The 16,301-nt window shown below is 70.3% G+C and carries 18 protein-coding genes, 2 tRNA genes and 1 other RNA gene; 14 read left to right on the top strand and 7 right to left on the bottom strand.

Annotated elements, in window-relative coordinates; all coding sequences use genetic code 11:
• Positions 1-39 precede the first annotated feature (39 nt).
• Positions 40-1,251, bottom strand: coding sequence for a lytic transglycosylase domain-containing protein (locus tag GGR66_RS10580; protein ID WP_184448240.1), 1,212 nt, complete (start codon positions 1,249-1,251; stop codon positions 40-42).
• Positions 1,248-2,015 (bottom strand): hydroxyacylglutathione hydrolase, encoded by a 768-nt coding sequence (gloB, locus tag GGR66_RS10575; RefSeq protein WP_184448239.1) that lies wholly within the window; start codon positions 2,013-2,015, stop codon positions 1,248-1,250. Before gloB ends, GGR66_RS10580 begins: the two co-directional genes overlap by 4 nt.
• A 12-nt stretch (positions 2,016-2,027) precedes the next feature.
• On the opposite strand from gloB, the gene GGR66_RS10570 reads away from it, so the two are divergent.
• The 3 genes from GGR66_RS10570 to dnaQ are packed head-to-tail and all read left to right on the top strand — an operon-like array spanning position 2,028 to position 3,925.
• Positions 2,028-2,687: a hypothetical protein gene (locus GGR66_RS10570; RefSeq protein ID WP_184448238.1), complete on the top strand. Its 660-nt coding sequence runs from the start codon at positions 2,028-2,030 to the stop codon at positions 2,685-2,687.
• A gap of 12 nt (positions 2,688-2,699) precedes the next feature.
• Positions 2,700-3,158 carry a ribonuclease HI gene (gene rnhA, locus GGR66_RS10565; protein ID WP_184448237.1) on the top strand — a complete coding sequence of 153 codons (459 nt, stop codon included), beginning with the start codon at positions 2,700-2,702 and terminating at the stop codon, positions 3,156-3,158.
• A gap of 29 nt (positions 3,159-3,187) precedes the next feature.
• Positions 3,188-3,925, top strand: a complete 738-nt coding sequence (gene dnaQ, locus GGR66_RS10560; protein ID WP_184448236.1) for a DNA polymerase III subunit epsilon — start codon at positions 3,188-3,190, stop codon at positions 3,923-3,925.
• A gap of 169 nt (positions 3,926-4,094) precedes the next feature.
• Here dnaQ and GGR66_RS10555 read toward each other — a convergent pair whose 3' ends face one another.
• Complete coding sequence (locus tag GGR66_RS10555; protein WP_048490132.1) at positions 4,095-4,799, bottom strand: protein phosphatase 2C domain-containing protein; 705 nt, start codon at positions 4,797-4,799, stop codon at positions 4,095-4,097.
• 209 nt (positions 4,800-5,008) lie between these two features.
• On the opposite strand from GGR66_RS10555, the gene GGR66_RS10550 reads away from it, so the two are divergent.
• The 3 genes from GGR66_RS10550 (at position 5,009) to GGR66_RS10540 (ending at position 7,918) form a co-directional block, all read left to right on the top strand.
• Positions 5,009-5,099, top strand: a tRNA-Ser gene (locus GGR66_RS10550).
• Between the two features lie 435 nt (positions 5,100-5,534).
• Positions 5,535-7,409 carry a rhamnogalacturonan lyase B N-terminal domain-containing protein gene (locus tag GGR66_RS10545; RefSeq protein ID WP_255421664.1) on the top strand — a complete coding sequence of 625 codons (1,875 nt, stop codon included), beginning with the start codon at positions 5,535-5,537 and terminating at the stop codon, positions 7,407-7,409.
• A gap of 104 nt (positions 7,410-7,513) precedes the next feature.
• A complete protein-coding gene (locus GGR66_RS10540) occupies positions 7,514-7,918 on the top strand; it encodes a DUF6165 family protein (RefSeq protein WP_160966197.1) in 405 nt (134 codons plus the stop codon).
• Positions 7,919-7,964: 46 nt separating this feature from the next.
• Here the strand turns inward: GGR66_RS10540 and GGR66_RS10535 are convergent, their stop codons facing one another.
• Positions 7,965-8,219, bottom strand: coding sequence for a DUF2798 domain-containing protein (locus GGR66_RS10535; RefSeq protein ID WP_160966199.1), 255 nt, complete (start codon positions 8,217-8,219; stop codon positions 7,965-7,967).
• A gap of 199 nt (positions 8,220-8,418) precedes the next feature.
• A complete protein-coding gene (locus tag GGR66_RS10530) occupies positions 8,419-9,468 on the bottom strand; it encodes a glycosyltransferase family 9 protein (RefSeq protein ID WP_184448235.1) in 1,050 nt (349 codons plus the stop codon).
• A 20-nt stretch (positions 9,469-9,488) separates the two neighbouring features.
• On the opposite strand from GGR66_RS10530, the gene GGR66_RS10525 reads away from it, so the two are divergent.
• From GGR66_RS10525 to GGR66_RS10495, 7 genes are read left to right on the top strand one after another with little or no spacing between them, the layout of a single operon-like run.
• Positions 9,489-10,238 (top strand): 3-deoxy-D-manno-octulosonic acid kinase, encoded by a 750-nt coding sequence (locus GGR66_RS10525; RefSeq protein WP_160966203.1) that lies wholly within the window; start codon positions 9,489-9,491, stop codon positions 10,236-10,238.
• A complete protein-coding gene (locus GGR66_RS10520) occupies positions 10,238-11,005 on the top strand; it encodes an MBL fold metallo-hydrolase (protein ID WP_184448234.1) in 768 nt (255 codons plus the stop codon). Before GGR66_RS10525 ends, GGR66_RS10520 begins: the two co-directional genes overlap by 1 nt.
• The gene (moaA, locus tag GGR66_RS10515; protein WP_160966207.1) at positions 11,002-12,036 is read left to right on the top strand and encodes a GTP 3',8-cyclase MoaA; all 1,035 of its coding nucleotides are present in this window, start codon (positions 11,002-11,004) and stop codon (positions 12,034-12,036) included. Before GGR66_RS10520 ends, moaA begins: the two co-directional genes overlap by 4 nt.
• Positions 12,037-12,039: 3 nt before the next feature.
• Positions 12,040-12,411 carry a nuclear transport factor 2 family protein gene (locus GGR66_RS10510; RefSeq protein WP_160966209.1) on the top strand — a complete coding sequence of 124 codons (372 nt, stop codon included), beginning with the start codon at positions 12,040-12,042 and terminating at the stop codon, positions 12,409-12,411.
• 31 nt (positions 12,412-12,442) lie between these two features.
• Positions 12,443-12,961: a cyclic pyranopterin monophosphate synthase MoaC gene (moaC, locus tag GGR66_RS10505; RefSeq protein WP_184448233.1), complete on the top strand. Its 519-nt coding sequence runs from the start codon at positions 12,443-12,445 to the stop codon at positions 12,959-12,961.
• Positions 12,958-13,203: a MoaD/ThiS family protein gene (locus GGR66_RS10500; RefSeq protein ID WP_160966213.1), complete on the top strand. Its 246-nt coding sequence runs from the start codon at positions 12,958-12,960 to the stop codon at positions 13,201-13,203. The genes moaC and GGR66_RS10500 overlap by 4 nt, the downstream gene beginning before the upstream one ends.
• Before the next feature lie 3 nt (positions 13,204-13,206).
• A complete protein-coding gene (locus tag GGR66_RS10495; protein ID WP_184448232.1) occupies positions 13,207-13,653 on the top strand; it encodes a molybdenum cofactor biosynthesis protein MoaE in 447 nt (148 codons plus the stop codon).
• 260 nt (positions 13,654-13,913) lie between these two features.
• Here GGR66_RS10495 and ffs read toward each other — a convergent pair.
• Positions 13,914-14,010: signal recognition particle sRNA small type (ffs, locus tag GGR66_RS10490), an RNA gene on the bottom strand.
• Between the two features lie 98 nt (positions 14,011-14,108).
• Positions 14,109-14,201: transfer RNA gene (locus GGR66_RS10485), tRNA-Ser, on the bottom strand.
• Between the two features lie 234 nt (positions 14,202-14,435).
• Here GGR66_RS10485 and dnaX point away from each other — a divergent pair.
• Entirely contained in the window at positions 14,436-16,298 is a 1,863-nt protein-coding gene (gene dnaX / locus GGR66_RS10480) for a DNA polymerase III subunit gamma/tau (RefSeq protein ID WP_184448231.1), read from the top strand.
• Positions 16,299-16,301: the final 3 nt, after the last annotated feature.

The raw sequence follows: 16,301 nt of genomic DNA, 5'->3' as shown, positions 1-16,301 counted from the left end.
GGCACGTCGTGGACGTCGTCCCGCCGCGGCGGGAGCGCGTCAGTCCTCGTAGCTCAGCACCATGCCGGGACGCAGCACGCTGCGCGCGGACAGACCGTTCTTCATCAGCAGCGCCTGCACGGTGATGCCGTAGCGCTTGGCGATGTTCCAGGCGGTGTCGCCATCGCGCACGGTGTGGGTGTGGCGCGAGCGTGCGCCGGCGCGCGTGGCGCGTTTCGGCGCGGGGCTGTCGTCGGTGCTGGCCACGGTGGTGACGACCGGCGCGTCGTCCTGCACCGGCGGCGCGGTGTCCTGGGCCAGCACGGGGCCGCCGAGGCTGCGCGGCGCCAGTACCGGCAGCGCACGCTTGGTGCTGCGGCCACTGCCCAGCGCCGGGTTCAGCCGTGCGAGTTGGTTGCCCTGCAGCGCCTGGCGCCGTGCCCATTCGTCCAGCGCCATGCCGGCGGGCAGGGTCTGTGCCTGCAGGATCGGCACGTCGCGGTCCAGCGAGGCCATCCATTCGTCGCGGGTCTGCGCCTGTTCCAGCACGCAGGCCAGCGCGTGCAGCTTCTCGACATAGGCGTAGGTGACCGAGGACAGCCCGGGCAGCTTGTCCGGCTGCGCGTTCTGCGCGTTCATGCCGGCGCGGCGCATCGACTGCAGCACGCGGTACTCGCCGGCGTTGTAGGCCATGATCGCCAGGCGCCAGTCGCCGCCGAACATGCCGTGCAGGGTCTTCAGGTAGCGCACCGCGGCGCGGGTGGAGTCCACCGCGGACAGGCGGCCGTCGTAGCCGCTCTCCACCGGGACATCGTGGTTGCGCGCGGTGCCGGGGATGAACTGCCACAGGCCGGCGGGGCCGCCGCTGTTGCGGGCGCCTGGGCGGTAGCCGCTCTCCACGAACGGGATCAGCGCGAACTCGGTCGGCAGGTTGGCCGCGCGCAGTTCGTCGACCACGTAGCCGAACAGCGGCAGCACGTCCTCGTCCTCGTCGGCCAGACGCGACGGCGCGCGCGAGAATTGCTGCTGCCAGCGCGCATCGGTGGCGCCGGCGTCGCAGCGCGCGTCGGCCAGGCCATCGCGGAAGCGGGCGAGGATGTCGTGCCCGTTACGGGTGGTCGGTGGTGGCAGCGCCGCCGCGTCCGTGGGCAGGCCGTTCAGGCCGGCCACGGTCTGTTCGAGTGCCGCCGCAAGCGGGGTCGAGGCCGCCGCGGGGGGCGTCGCCGACGCCATCGCCAGCGTCAGCGCCGCCGTCAACGCCAGCGCCCTCATGCGCGGAAATCGTCTTTCCAGCGCCTCAATTCGGCGAAGACGTCCACCTCGTCGGACACCCCCCGGCCGAGCCGGGCGCCGATTGCCTGCTGGATCGCCGCCGAGGCGGTGCGCAGGAACGGATTGGTCGCCAGTTCGCTGGCGAGGGTGACGGGAACGGTGGGGCGGGCAGCGTGACGCATGGCCTGGGCTTCCTGATGGCGCTGCCGCAGAGCAGCGTTGGTGGGATCGACCGTGACGGCGAATGCCGCATTGGCCAAGGTGTATTCGTGTCCGCAGCAGACCAGCGTCTGGCCCGGAAGGGCGGACAGGCGCTGCAGCGAACCCAACATCTGGGAGGGCGTACCTTCGAACATGCGCCCACAGCCCAGGCTGAACAGCGTATCGCCGCTGAACAGGTGGCCCTGGCCGACATAGGCCAGGTGCGAGCGGGTATGGCCGGGAACGGCCAGGGTATCGAACTGCCAGTCCAGCACCTTCACGACATCGCCGTCGCCGACCCGTTCGCACGCGAATCCGGCGATCCGCGGGTCGTCCGGCGCGTACACCGGGATGTCCGGCCAGCGCTCGCGCAAGGCGGCGACGCCGCCGATATGGTCGTCGTGGTGGTGGGTGAGCAGGATGGCAGCGGGCTGCAGCCCTTGCGCCGCGGCTTCCAGCACCGGCTCGCTCTGGCCGGGATCGACCAGCAATGCACGCCCGTCGTCCGTGGCGATCGCCCAGATGTAGTTATCCTGGAATGCGGGCAGGGCGATCAGTCGCATAGAATTGGCACCATGCCTGCCGTGTCGCTCCCTCGTCAAGCCAACGTCTCATCCTGGTTTGATACAGCCGGGGCGCAGGCGCTGCTGCAGGCCGAGCAGCCGCTGATCCTCGACGCCCTGCTCAAGCGCCCCGCGCAGCCTTGGCTGTGGCTGGCGCCGGTACCGCTGCCGCCGCCATCGCGCGAGGTTCCGGGCAGGGGCGTGCGCCTGCACCGCAGCGCGCGCGGCTATGCCGGCGACTTGGTGTGCACGTTGCCGCTGCCGCTGCCGTCGGAGAGCGTCAACGCCATCGTCCTGCAACACGTGCTCGGCGCCGATGCGGCGGCGCTGCTGGAGGAATGCGAGCGCATCCTGATGCCGGGTGGTCGGTTGTGGCTGTTCGCGCTCAACGCGATGAGCCCGTACCGGCTGCGCTGGCGCCGCCAGGGCCTGGTGGCACGCCCGCCGGGCAGCTGGCGCGGCCTGCTCGAACAGGTCGGCCTGCCGTGCGTGGAGCAGTTGCGCTATCTCGGGCCGGTATGGCCGACTCGCGGTGGTGTCGGCCCGGCCACGTCCACCGCACCGCTGCGCGCGGTCTGCCTGTTGCAGGCGGAGAAACGCACCGCCGCCGGCATCGGCCCCATCCCGTTGCGCGCGCCGGTCCGCTGGCGCGGCTCGGTCGCTTCCATCTGAACACGGAGTTTCATGAAGACTGTCGACATCCATACCGATGGCGCCTGCCTCGGCAATCCCGGCCCCGGCGGCTGGGCCGCGCTGCTGCGCTACAAGGGACTGGAACGCGAGGTGGCCGGCGCCGAGGCGTACACCACCAACAACCGCATGGAGCTGATGGCCGCGATCATGGCCCTGGAAACGCTCAACGAGCCGTGCCAGATCGTGCTGCACACCGACTCGCAGTACGTGCGCCAGGGCATCACCGAATGGATGCCGGGCTGGGTGCGGCGGCAGTGGAAGACCGCTGGCGGCGATCCGGTCAAGAACCGCGACCTGTGGGAACGGCTGCACGCCGCGGCGCAGCGGCATACGATCGACTGGCGCTGGGTCAAGGGCCACAACGGCGATCCGGACAACGAGCGGGTCGACCAGTTGGCGCGCAACCAGGCCCTGCACGTGCGCGCCGGCGGCGCCGCGGTGGCGACCTGATCGTGTCTTCCTTTTCCGCTGCGAGTCCCATGCGCCAGATCATCCTCGATACCGAAACCACCGGCCTGGAATGGAAGAAGGGCAACCGCGTCGTCGAAATCGGCGCGGTGGAACTGCTCGAACGCCGCCCCAGCGGGCGCAACTTCCATCGTTATCTGCGCCCGGACTGCGATTTCGAGCCCGGCGCGCAGGAAGTCACCGGCCTGACCCTGGACTTCCTCGCCGACAAGCCGGAATTCCACGAGGTGGTCGACGAATTCCTGGAGTTCATCGACGGCGCCGAGCTGATCATCCACAACGCCTCGTTCGACCTGGGCTTTCTGGACTACGAACTGTCGCGGCTGGGCGAGTCCTACGGCCGCATCCTCGACCGCGCCACGGTGATCGACACCCTGCTGCTGGCGCGCGAGCGCTTCCCCGGCCAGCGCAATTCGCTGGACGCGCTATGCAAGCGGCTGGGCGTGGACAACTCGCACCGGCAACTGCACGGCGCGCTGCTCGATGCGCAGATCCTCAGCGACGTGTACATCGCGCTGACCTCCGGCCAGGAAGAGATCGGCTTCGCTCTGGCCGAGGACGGCGCCGCGCGTACGGCAGCGCAGGGGCCGGCCTTCGACATGTCGATGCTGCTGCCGCGCCCGCGGGTGCTGCCGACGGCCTCGGAGCTGGAGGCGCACCAGGCGCGGCTGGAGAAGCTGCGCAAGAAGGCCGGCCGCGCGCTGTGGGACGACGCCGAGCCGGTCGCGGCGGAGGCAGTGGCCGGCTGAGGCCGCCTTGCGCGGGTGGCGCGTCTGCCACGCCGATCCTGAGGATCTGGCTGGCTGCGCGCCAAGCTTGTCATCGCTCAGGCGTGGACAGGCGGGCGGTCACTTCTTCGCGCTTCGATTTTAGAAGGCGTGCGCGGCAGGACGTCGTGCCCGGGACAGATGACGCGCCCTAGTGGCAGCGCACCAGGATCGCGGTGATGTTGTCCGAACCGCCTTCGTCGAGCGCGGCGGCGACCAGCATGTCCACGCATTCCTGCGCGCTGCAGTCGTCGTGGCCCAGCGCGCTGGCCAGTCCGGCATCGTCCACTTCCTCGGTCAGCCCGTCGCTGCACAGCAGCAGGCGCATGCCCGGGCGCAATTCGCCGGTCATCGTGGCCACGTTCAAGTGCTGCGGATCGGTGACGCCCAGCGCCTGGGTGACGACGTTGCGGTGGGGGTGCGCGCGGGCCTGCTCGGCGGTGAGTGCGCCCTGCGCGATCAGCTCCTGCACGTAGCTGTGGTCCTGGCTGAGCTGGGCCAGCTTGCCGTCGCGCCACAGGTAGGCGCGGCTGTCGCCGACCCAGGCCACCTCGAAGCGGTTGCCCTGCACCCGCGCGGCCACCACCGTGGTGCCCATCGGCAGGGTGTCGTTGCGGCGCTGCGAGGCGCGGATGATTTCCTCGTCGGCGATGCGGATGGCCTGCGCCAGCGCGGTGCCGCCGCGTACCTCGCGCACGATGGCCTCGCGCGCCAGGGCGCTGGCGACTTCGCCGCAGGCGTGGCCGCCCATGCCGTCGGCCACCAGCCACAGCCCCAGTTCGTGGTCGCCGTAATAGGTGTCCTCGTTGAGGTCGCGGCGCAGGCCGACGTGGGTGAGGTGTCCGAATTCGATCATTGCGCGCCTGCGGCCGGCCGGTGTTTTCTGGGGTCGAAGGGCATCATCGCGGTCGCGCGCGGATCAGGCAATCGCCGGGCGTGGCGCCACGCAGGCGGGGTTCATCGCCCCGCGCCGCCGGGGCGCTTGCGGGGCATTGGCGCCGGGCCGCTTGTCCGCGCGCGGCGGGAACCGTATGATGCACGCCCCCGGTCCGCCGGGGACCACCCGGGAAGGTGGCAGAGTGGTTGAATGTACCTGACTCGAAATCAGGCAGGCGTTTATAGCGCCTCGGGGGTTCGAATCCCCCCCTTCCCGCCAGTTTTCGCGTCTCGCGCTCCCGCGAGGTTGCGTCTCCAGGGGCATAGACATGCCCCGTGCCGGACCGGCAAACGTCGCTGGCGATTCCAGCCGCGCTGCAGGCGCTGTCCCGTTACCCCATCGCCTCCCCGCGCCGCGACCGAGCCGTCCAGGGTCCTCGGGCGGCGGTCGACCGCATGTGGCCATCGATGGATCGCCCCGTTCGTGCAGGTTCGATCGCAACAGGCCTTGCGCCTGGCGTGGACCTGCACTCCACCTCCGGTTGGGCCTGATCCCGCCTCACCGCGGGTGAGACCGGCCGCCAGGTCTGCCTGCGCAGGTGGACGCCCGCATCCCGAGGCGTCGCGCCTGCATCCGGCGCGTCGCAGGCGTTCCCGCCATGCGTTGGACAAGATCGTTCTCCCGGTTCATCCATCGTCCAGCGGTCGTGTTCGCATGCTGTCGCCCCCTGGTTTCGGCATTGGCGCAATGGATAGTCGGATTGGCTTCGAGCGTGCGAATCGACGTGCCGACGCGTGTCCCGGCGTCACCAGGGTGGTGCCGCGCGCGCAGGCGATGAAAACGACGAACGCAGGTGGGCACCCAGGATCGCGTCGGTGCTTCTCCTCCATCACGATGTGCATCCTGCTGTTTGCCGCGGTCGGCGCCACGGCCCAGCGCGGCGTTGCGGCGCCGATGCCGGACGCGCCGGCATCCGCGCGCGCGGCGCGGTTCGGACTCAGCGAACGCGCGGATGCCTATGTCGTCGACACCGGTGCGGGGTTGACCTTCGCCGTGCGGCGCATCGCCGGCCACAATGGGTTGCAGAGCGCGGGCGGTCTGTCCTCGCTGCGCTGGCATGGTGTCGAGTACCAGGATCCGGCCAAGGACAGCCACGTCAACTCGGGCTTCGCCGGCCTCTATGCGGACGCCGGGCCGGTCGCCGTCGAGGCGCGACAACTCGATGCCGACACGATCCGGGTGACGGTGCGCTCGGGCGATCTGGTCCATTACTACCTGGCCCGGCGCGGCGAGCCGCGCATCTACATGGCCGACCGCTTCAGCAGCGAACCGAAGCCCGGGCTGCTGCGCTTCGTCGTGCGCGTGCCCTGGGCGCTGCTCCCGCATGGCCCCGAACCGGCGGACCTGCACGGTACCGATCGCACCATCGAGGCGCATGACGTGTTTGCCCGTCCGGACGGGCAGACCCGCTCGAAACACTATTCCAACATGCGGCTGCTCGACTGGCGCTTCTTCGGCGCGACCGGTGCGCATGTCGGGATGTGGATGGTGCGCGACGACAACGAAGGCGGCTCCGGCGGCCCGTTCTACCGCAGCCTGCTGGACCAGGGCACCGTCGACCAGGAACTGACCTACATCGTCAATTACGGCGAAGGCCAGACCGAGCCGTTCCGGACCGGCATCCTCGATGCCTACACGCTGGCCTTCACCGATGGCGCGCCGCCCGGGCCGGTCGATACCGCGTGGTTCGCGGGTGCGGGCCTGGACGGTTACGTCCCGCCGGCGGCACGTGGCGGGGTGGCCGGTACGGCGCGCGGCCTTGATCCCGCCTTTGCCTATACGGTGGGTTTCGCCTCGGCCCAGGCGCAGTACTGGACCGGCGTCGGCGCGGACGGGCGCTTCGAACGCAGCGGCATGCTGCCGGGCGTCTACCGGGTGACGCTCTACAAGAACGAACTGGCTGTCGCGCAGGGCGAGGCCACCGTGGCAGCAGGCCGTACCGTGGCCGCCGGGACGCTGCGCGCCGACGATCCGGACGCCGTGCCGGCGTTGTGGCGGATCGGGCGCTGGGACGGCTCGCCGCGCGAGTTCTTGAATGGCGACAAGGTGACGACCATGCACCCGTCGGACGTGCGCATGGCGAGCTGGCGGACCGCGCCATTCACGGTCGGTGCGTCGTCAGCGGCGCAGGACTTTCCCGCGTATCAATGGCAGGACGTGAACAACGCGCTGCACGTGCGCTTCGTCCTCGCGCGCATGCCGGCCGCGCCGCCGACGCTGCGGATCGGCATCACCACTGCCGCCTTTCATGGGCGCTCCGTGCCCGCGATCGGCGGTTGGCAGGCGGCGGTTCCCACGGCGTCGCAGCAACCGACCTCGCGCACGTTGACGGTCGGCACCTATCGCGGCAACAACACCGTCTATCGCTTCGTCATCCCGTTGTCCGCGTTGAAGGTCGGGAGCAACGAGCTGACGTTGAGCGTCGCCAGCGGTCAGCACGGGCAGGGTTTCCTCAGTCCGGGCGTTTCGTACGATGCGATCGATCTGGTCCAGGAGAACGAACCTGCGGGCGTCGCTGCGGCGCGCTGACGTCCGTGCTCCGTACCAGGCCGGTGCGCAACCGCGACGCAGCGCCGACGCCGCCTTAAGGCAGAGCCGTTACACTTGCGCGACTTCTGTTTGTGGTGTCTGCCATGTCCGAAATCCTGGTGCCCGTATCCTTCGGCGAATTGCTCGACAAGATCGCCATCCTGCAGATCAAGTCCGAGCGCATCGGCGATGCCGAAAAGCTGGCCAACGTGCGCGCCGAGTTGTCGGCGCTGGAAAAGACCTGGATGGCGCATCCGGCGGCCGGTGGGGACGTGGCGCGGTTGCGTGCGGAGTTGAAGGCGGTCAACGAGCGCCTGTGGGTCATCGAGGACGAGATCCGGATCAAGGAGAAGGCGCAGGCCTTCGACGAGGAGTTCATCAAGCTGGCGCGCAGCGTGTACTACGAAAACGACGAACGCGCGCGGCTCAAGAAGGAAATCAATCTGGCCCTGGGCTCCAGCTACGTGGAAGAGAAGTCCTACCAGGACTACCGCAACCCCTCGGCCTGAGGGCGGCGCCCGGGAGGCGTTGCCGTCTCCCGGATGCCGGCCACCGTCAGCCGCGCGCCACCACCAGGCCGGTCAGGCGCCGCACCAGCGGCAGCACCAGCAGCAAGGTGGGGAAGGCGACCAGCCAGGACAGCGCCCAGGCGCCGAGCCAGAGCGTGCCGACGCCGGGCGCCAGCCCGACGCTGCGCAGGGTGCTGATCATCGAGACGATGCAGGTCATCAGCACCGACAGCAGCAGCGGGGTCACCCAGGCGGCATGGCGCGGGGGCAGTTTGCGGGAAAACAGCGGGGAACGTGACATTGCGGACTCTCCGTAAGCCGGTCGATCGAAGGCGCCACCCGCCAACGGCCTGCCAGGCCCGGGCGGGAAACAGCCCCGGACGGATCCGGCGCAGTTGGCGCGTTGATTGACGTAAACGCTTACGGCGGCTCCTGCGGGCCGGGTCGGCGGCAGAACGCGCGGCGATGGTAGGGCGGCGCCGCGCGCGCCGCAATAGGACTCAGTGGCCGTGGTCGGCGCGGTAGCGCTCGAACGCGGCGATGGCGTCGTCCACCTCGATCAGCGCCATCACCCCGTCGAACTCGATCTTGCTGCCCCACTTCAGGCGCTCGGCCGGCTTGCCCAGGTACTTGCGCGCGGCCGCGTCGTACCTGTCCACGCAGTAGCGCAGGTCCGAATACGGGCCGCTGCGGCGCGGGTTGCTGGCCGCGTGCAGGCCCAGCACCTTGGCACCCATCGCGTTGGCGATGTGCATGGGGCCGGAGTCGGGGGTCAGTACCAGCGCCGCGCGCTGCAGCAGCGCCGGCAGTTGCTTGAGCGTGTCGCGGCCGACCAGGTCGAGCACCGGCGTGCGCGCTGCGGCGACGATGGCGTCGGCGGTGCTGCGTTCCAGATCGCTGCGGCCGCCGCACAACACCACGCGCCAGCCCTGTGTGGCCGCATGGTCGGCCACCGCGGCATAGCGCTCGGCATACCAGTTGCGGCGTTGGTGGCTGGAGCAGGGCGAGATCAGCAGTGCCGGGCGGCCGTCGTCGGGCCATTGCGCGCGCGCCCAGGCATGGGCCTCCTCGGGCACCGGCAGATCCCAGCGCACCTCGGTCTGGCGCAGCCCCAGCGGCTCGCAGAAGCTGCCGATCGCATCCAGCACGTGGATGCCGGGGCGGTCCGGAATGCGTTCGTTGACGAACAGGCGATGCAGGTCCTTGGAGCGGCTGCGGTCGTAGCCGATGCGCCGGCGCGCCGGCACGAACGCCGACAGCACGTTGGCGCGCAATGCGACCTGCATCTGCAGCAGCGCGTCGAAGCCCTGCGCGGGCAGGTCACTGCGCAAGGCGCGCATGCCGGCCACGCCGCTGCGCTTGTCGTAGGTGTGGAACACCACGCCCGGCAAACCGTCCAGCAGCTTGTGCCCGGCCTTGTCGATGATCCAATGCAGTGCCGGCGCCTGCGGCCAGGCGCGCTGCAAGGTCCGCACCAGCGGCACCACGTGGGTCACGTCCCCCAGCGCCGACAGGCGCAACAGGCACAACGAAGGGAGCGTTGCCGGCATGGTGTTGTTAGACTCGCTGGATGGTTGCATTCGACGCCACCGAAGCGCTGACGCCGTACCGCGAGGGCCGCGGTTACGGGGCCATTCTGTTCGACCGCGAGCGGCTGCGGCAAGCCGAACCGGCGCTGTTCTCCGCCGCCGCCTGGGCCGAACGCGCGCGCCCGGTGGATGCCGGCGGCCGTGGCGGCGCCTGGTTCGTCGATGCCCCGTTCGGCAGTTGTGTGCTGCGCCAGTACCGCCGCGGTGGGCTAGTCGCCAAGCTGGTCCGCGACCGCTACCTGTGGACCGGCGCCGACCGCACCCGAAGCTTCGCCGAGTTCCGGCTGATGCGCGCGCTGATCGCGCGCAAGTTGCCGGTGCCGCGACCGCTGGCGGCCTGCTATCTGCGCCAGGGGCTGCGCTACCGCGCGGCGATCCTGATGGAGCGGTTGGAGGGCGTGCGCTCGCTGGCCGACTGCGCGCGCATCGCCGGCCGCGGCGCGCCGTGGGAGGAGGCGGGGCGGCTGATCGCACGCTTCCATCGCGCCGGCCTCGATCACGCCGACCTCAATGCCCAGAACATCCTGTTCGACGGCAACAACCGCGGCTGGCTGATCGATTTCGATCGCGGCGTGCTGCGCATTCCCAGCACCCGCTGGCGCGAGCGCAACCTCAAGCGGCTGCGTCGTTCGCTGCTGAAGCTGCGCGGCGAACGCAGCGTCGATGCGGTGGAGAAGGACTATGCGCGCCTGCGCCGCGCCTACGACCTGGCCTGGGAGCGCGGTTGCTGATGACCGACTGGGCGCTGCGCTTCCAGGGCGTGGGCAATGCCTCGGCGGTGGCGCTGGGCTCGCCGATGGCCACCATCGAGCGCGATGGTCGGCCGTGGCTGACCATCGACTGCGGCGGTGAGGGGCTGACCGCCTATCAGGCGCACTACGGCGCGATGCCGCAGGCGCTGTTCGTCACCCATGTGCATCTGGACCACGTCGCTGGCTTCGAGCGGTTGTTCGTGGACAGCTATTTCTCCGAGCGCCGTGGCAAGGTGCGGTTGTACGTGCCGGCGACGGTGGTGCCGCTGCTGCACCGCCGGGTGGCCGACTATCCGAACGTGCTGGCCGAGGGCGGCGCCAACTTCTGGGATGCGTTCCAGCTGATCGCGGTGGGCGATGCGTTCTGGCACGAGGGCATGCGCCTGGAGGTGTTCCCGGTGCGCCACCACTGGCCGGAGACCGCCTACGGCCTGCGCCTGCAGGGTGCGCTGGTGTGGAGCGGGGATACCCGGCCGATCCCGGAAATGCTGAACCGGTATGCCAACGACGGCGAACTGGTGGCCCACGACTGTGGTCTTCACGGCAACCCGTCGCATACTGGCGTGGACGATCTGGAGCGGGAGTATCCCGTCGAGCTGCTGCAACGGACCATGCTGTACCACTACGCCAGCACTGAGGATGCCGAAGCCCTGCGCAGGCGCGGGCACCGCGTGGCGCGCCCGGGCGAATGCGTGGCGCTGCCCGCGCCGCGCGCCGCGCAGGTGCCGCAGGTAGCGGTGGGATGAACGCGCTGCCGCGCTTGCCGCTCGCGTCGGCGACGCCGGCGGACCGGCGCGGGCGACCGTTGCGCGACCTGCGGCTGTCGGTGATCGAGGCGTGCAACTTCCGCTGTGGCTACTGCATGCCGGCCGACAAGGTGCCGGACGATTACGGGTTCGACGCCGCATCGCGGCTGTCGTTCGCGCAACTCGAGACCCTGGCCCGCGCCTTCGTGCGCAACGGTGTCAACAAGCTGCGCCTGACCGGCGGCGAGCCGCTGCTGCGCCGCGATCTGCCCGAACTGGTGCGGCGGCTGGCGCGCATTCCCGGTGTGGACGATCTGGCCATGACCACCAACGGCGCGCTGCTGGCGCGGCACGCGCAGGCCTTGCGCGAGGCCGGTCTGCGCCGGGTCACGGTCAGCCTGGACGCGATCGAGCCGGCGGTGTTCCGGAAGATGTCCGGCGACCGCGGCGAGATCGCGCAGGTGCTGGAGGGCATCGATGCGGCGGTCGCGGCCGGGTTCGGGCCGGTCAAGCTCAACTGCGTGGTCCAGCGCGGCATCAACGACGATCAGGTGCTGCCCTTGCTGGCGCATTTCCGCGGCAGCGGCCACGTGCTGCGCTTCATCGAATACATGGACGTGGGCACCTGCAACGCCTGGCGCCGCGAGCGGGTGGTGCCGGCCGCCGAACTGCGCGACCGCATCGCCGCGCGCTGGCCGCTGCAGGCGCTGGCGCCGCACTATCCCGGCGAGGTCGCCGCGCGCTATGGCTTCGCCGACGGCGGCGGCGAGATCGGCTTCGTGACCTCGGTCAGCACGCCGTTCTGCGGCGATTGCCACCGCGCCCGCGTGTCCGCCGATGGCCATCTCTACACCTGCCTGTTCGCGGGCGAAGGGACCGACCTGCGGCCGGCGCTGGCCGGCGGCGAGGAGGCGCTGGCCGAGCGCGTGCGCGCGCTGTGGGAGCGCCGCGAGGATCGCTACAGCGAACTGCGCGGTGCCGCGCAGGTCAGGCGCGGCAAGCACGTCGAAATGTTCCTGATCGGCGGTTGAGCGATGGACGCCGCAGTGCAACGCGCGCTGGTCGCGCTGGAACTGGAGTTGCTGGAGCCGGCGGTGCGGGCCTCGGCAGCGCGCGTGGCCGAACTGCTCGACGAGGCCTTCGTCGAGTTCGGCGCCTCCGGCCGTTGCTTCGACAAGCCGGCGGTGCTGCACACGCTGTCGGCCGAATCGGGCGACGTCCGCTACCGCGCCTTCGACATCGAGGTGCAGTCGCTGGCGCCGGATCTTGCGCAAGTGCGTTACCGCAGCGAGCGCAGCGGCGGCGAGCCGCCGCGGCAGGCGCTGCGCAGTTCGCTGTGGCAGCGCCGTGACGGCCGATGGCGCATGCTGTTCCACCAAGGCACGCCGATTCCCGGCGGTGCCTGAAGATCGCGCCGTGGGAGCGGCAGCGCAGTCCATGACCAAGAAGACCACCGCCACGTCCGCGCGCGCCGCCGCGCCGGCACTGACCCACCTGGACCCGCAGGGGCTGCCGACCATGGTCGATGTCTCCACCAAGGCCGTCACCGCGCGCGTCGCCGTGGCCGAGGCGCAGGTGCGCTTTCCCGCTGCCGTTGCCGCGCAGTTGCGCGCCGATGCGCTGCGCAGTGCCAAGGGGGGTATCGTCGACACCGCGGTGATCGCCGGCACGATGGCGGTCAAGCGCACCCACGAACTGATTCCGTTCTGCCATCCGCTGCCGATCGACGGCTGCCGCTTCGCCATCGACTGGCGCTCGCCGCAGGTGCTGGGCATCGAGTGCACGGTGCGCACCGTGCACCGCACCGGCGTGGAGATGGAGGCGCTGACCGGCGCCAGCGTCGCCGCGCTGACTGTCTACGACATGTGCAAGGCGCTGACCCACACGATGACCATCGGTCCGGTGCGGCTGGTCGGCAAGCGTGGCGGCAAGCGCGACGTCGGGAACGTGGCATGAGCGCCTCGGTGACCGTGCTGTACTTCGCCAGCTTGCGCGAAGCCGCGGGCCTGGAGCGCGAACAGGTGCGCACCGATGCGCCCGACCTGCGCGCGCTGTACGCCGAACTCGATGCCCGGCATGGCTTGCGCTGGCCGCTGGATCGGTTGCGGGTGGCGGTGGACGGCGCCTTCGTCGGCTGGGACGAAGCGGTGCGCGACGGCAGCGAAGTGGTGTTCATTCCACCGGTCTCGGGAGGCTGAACCATGGCCACCGAACCGCGTTTCCGGCTGGCCGACCAGCCGCTCGACATCGCCATGCTGCGCGCCCCGCTGGCGCACGCCCAGGCCGGCGCCTACGCCAGCTTCGAAGGCTGGGTGCGCGATCACAACGACGGCCGCGCGGTCGACGGCCTGCACTACGAGGCCTACGCCGCGCTGGCCGAGGCCGAGGGCCAGCGCATCGTCGACGAGGCGCTGGCCCGCTTCGACATCCTCGATCTGCGCTGCTTGCACCGCATCGGCGAACTGGCAATCGGCGATCTGGCGGTGTGGGTCGGCGTGGTCGCCGCGCACCGCGGTGCTGCGTTCGATGCTTGCCGCTACGTCATCGACGAGGTCAAGGCACGCGTGCCGATCTGGAAGCGCGAACGTTATCGCGACGGCGATGCCGGCTGGCTGCATCCGGAGGCGCAGGCGCCGTCGCGCGAATAGCGGCGCGCGATCAAGGCTGATCGTTCGTCGTCGTAGAAGGGTGGTAACCCCACCGGCTGACCGCGCCAGGCATATCCTGCCGCCGTGGGGGATCTCCGCGCCGTCGCCACGGCCGGTGCCAACGACTAGCCAGGGAACCGAAGCGGACCCGAAGCGGGCGAAAGGCATGGCGTACCGCAAGGATGCTCATGTCTGGCAGGACGCATCGCGCAGGCGATGTGTGCCCATGCGGCAGGCAGCGTTGCAGAAGAGGGGTGGTAACCCCGCCGGCTGACCTCGGCGCCCGCGTCGATCGATACCGTTGCTGCCTTCCGGCCCTGGCGGGGTTTTCGACCTAGCGTCGCGAGGGGCCGACGGGGCCACCATAGAGACGAAACCGCGCCAGTGGCGCGGTCTTTCCCTTTGAGTTCTACGCCAGTAGCGAAGCAACTCTGCGAGGGAAGCGCATTCGAATCTGGCGGAGAGAGGGGGATTCGAACCCCCGAAGCGCGGTTTAGACGCTTACACACTTTCCAGGCGTGCTCCTTCAACCACTCGGACACCTCTCCGGGTCTTGCGCGGGCCATGCGGTCCGGGCAAGGGCGGGAATTCTAGCCGTCATGGCCGCCGTTCACAAGGCGAACCACCGCCGTTGCGTGAACTGCGCTCATCTTCGCCCTGTTCATCGTCGCAGGCAGCCTGCGCCGGAGGCGGCGCGCGCGTGACGGCGGCTGACCGGGCGACTGAACGATCGTGGTGGCCCGGCGTGGCACAATGGTGGTTCAGATGAAGACGGTCGCCTGATGTCCTATCTCGTTCTCGCCCGCAAGTGGCGCCCCAAGCGTTTCGCCGAGTTGGTGGGGCAGGAGCATGTGGTCCGCGCGCTCACCAACGCGCTGGACAGCGGCCGGGTGCACCACGCGTTCCTGTTCACCGGCACCCGCGGCGTCGGCAAGACCACGATCGCGCGCATCTTCGCCAAGTCGCTGAACTGCGAGCAGGGCACCAGCGCCGACCCGTGCGGCCAGTGTGCGGCCTGCCTGGACATCGATGCCGGCCGCTACATCGACCTGCTGGAGATCGACGCCGCGTCCAACACCGGCGTGGACGACGTGCGCGAGGTGATCGAGAACGCGCAGTACATGCCCTCGCGCGGCAAGTTCAAGGTCTACCTGATCGACGAAGTGCACATGCTCTCCAAGGCGGCGTTCAACGCGCTGCTGAAGACCCTGGAAGAGCCGCCGGAACACGTGAAGTTCCTGCTCGCCACCACCGACCCGCAGAAGCTGCCGGTGACGGTGCTGTCGCGCTGCCTGCAGTTCAACCTCAAGCGCCTGGACGAGGAGCAGATCCAGGGGCAGATGACCAAGATCCTGGCCGCCGAGCAGATCGAGGTGGATGCCTCGGCGATCGTGCAACTGGCCAAGGCCGCCGACGGCAGCCTGCGCGACGGCCTGTCGCTGCTCGACCAGGCCATCGCCTACGCCGGCGGTGCGCTGCGCGACGACGTCGTGCGGACGATGCTGGGCACGGTCGACCGCACCCAGGTCGGGGCGATGCTGGACGCGCTGGCCGATGCCGACGGGCAGCGGCTGCTGCAGGTGGTGGCCGGCCTGGCCGAGTTCTCGCCCGACTGGGGTGGGGTACTGGAGGCGCTGGCCGAGGCCTTGCACCGTATCCAGGTGCGGCAACTGGTGCCGGGCGCCGCCACGCCCGCGCTGGACGGCCTGGATCCGGCCCCGTTGGCCGAGCGCCTGCGGCCGGAGATCGTGCAGTTGTGGTACCAGATGGCGCTGAACGGTCGTCGCGACCTGTATCTGGCGCCGAGCCCGCGCGCCGGCTTCGAGATGGCGTTGCTGCGCATGCTGGCGTTCCGTCCGATGGGCGCCGCGGCGCTGCCGGCCGGCACCGCGACCAGTGCGGCTGCGCAAGGGCACGGCAATGCGTCGGCGGCCGCGGCCAGTGCGCCTGCTGCGGCGATGGCAGCACCTGCAGCGGTGGCTGCCGCTGTCCCGGCGGCGCCCGTCGTCGCCGTGTCGGCACCGGTCCCCGCTGCGCCCGCGGCGGCGGCGCCCAGTGCGGCGGCGGCCCCGCTGGATCCGCCGTGGGATCCGCCGGCGCCGCCGGTGGCACGCCCTGCGCCGTCCGCGCCAGTCACGGTACCGGCGCCAGCGGTCGCCCCGGCCGCGGCCGCCGAACCGGAGATGGCGATGGTGCCGCCGCTGGCGCAGACGCCACGGACGCACGCCGCCGTGTCCGACCTGCCACGCGCCCTGCACAGCGCCGAGGACTGGCTGGAACTGGTCGCCGATTGCGGCCTGAATGGTCCGTCGCGGCAGCTCGCCGCCAATGCCGCCTTCGTCAGCCATGCCGAGGGCATGCTGCGGCTGTCGCTGTCGCCGGGCTTCGAGTACCTGCAGTCCGAGCGCTCGCTCGGCGAACTGGCGGCGGCCCTGGCCGATGCGCTGGGGCAGCGGCCGAAGATCGTCATCGAAAGCGGCATCGCAGTCGATGCCGAAACCCTGCACGAGCGCTCGCACCGGCAACGCGGCGAGCGCCAGAACGCGGCCGAAACCGCGTTCATGAACGACCCGGCGGTGCAGGCGCTGATCCAGCAGCAAGGCGCGCGGGTCGTTCCCGATTCCATCCGTCCCTACGATGAGTGAACC

It is taken from the genome of Xanthomonas sp. 3498 (assembly GCF_014199795.1).
Classification (GTDB): Bacteria; Pseudomonadota; Gammaproteobacteria; order Xanthomonadales; family Xanthomonadaceae; genus Xanthomonas_A; species Xanthomonas_A rydalmerensis.
The sequence above is the reverse complement of the archived record's forward strand: the minus strand, read 5'-3'. Positions and strand labels throughout refer to the sequence as shown.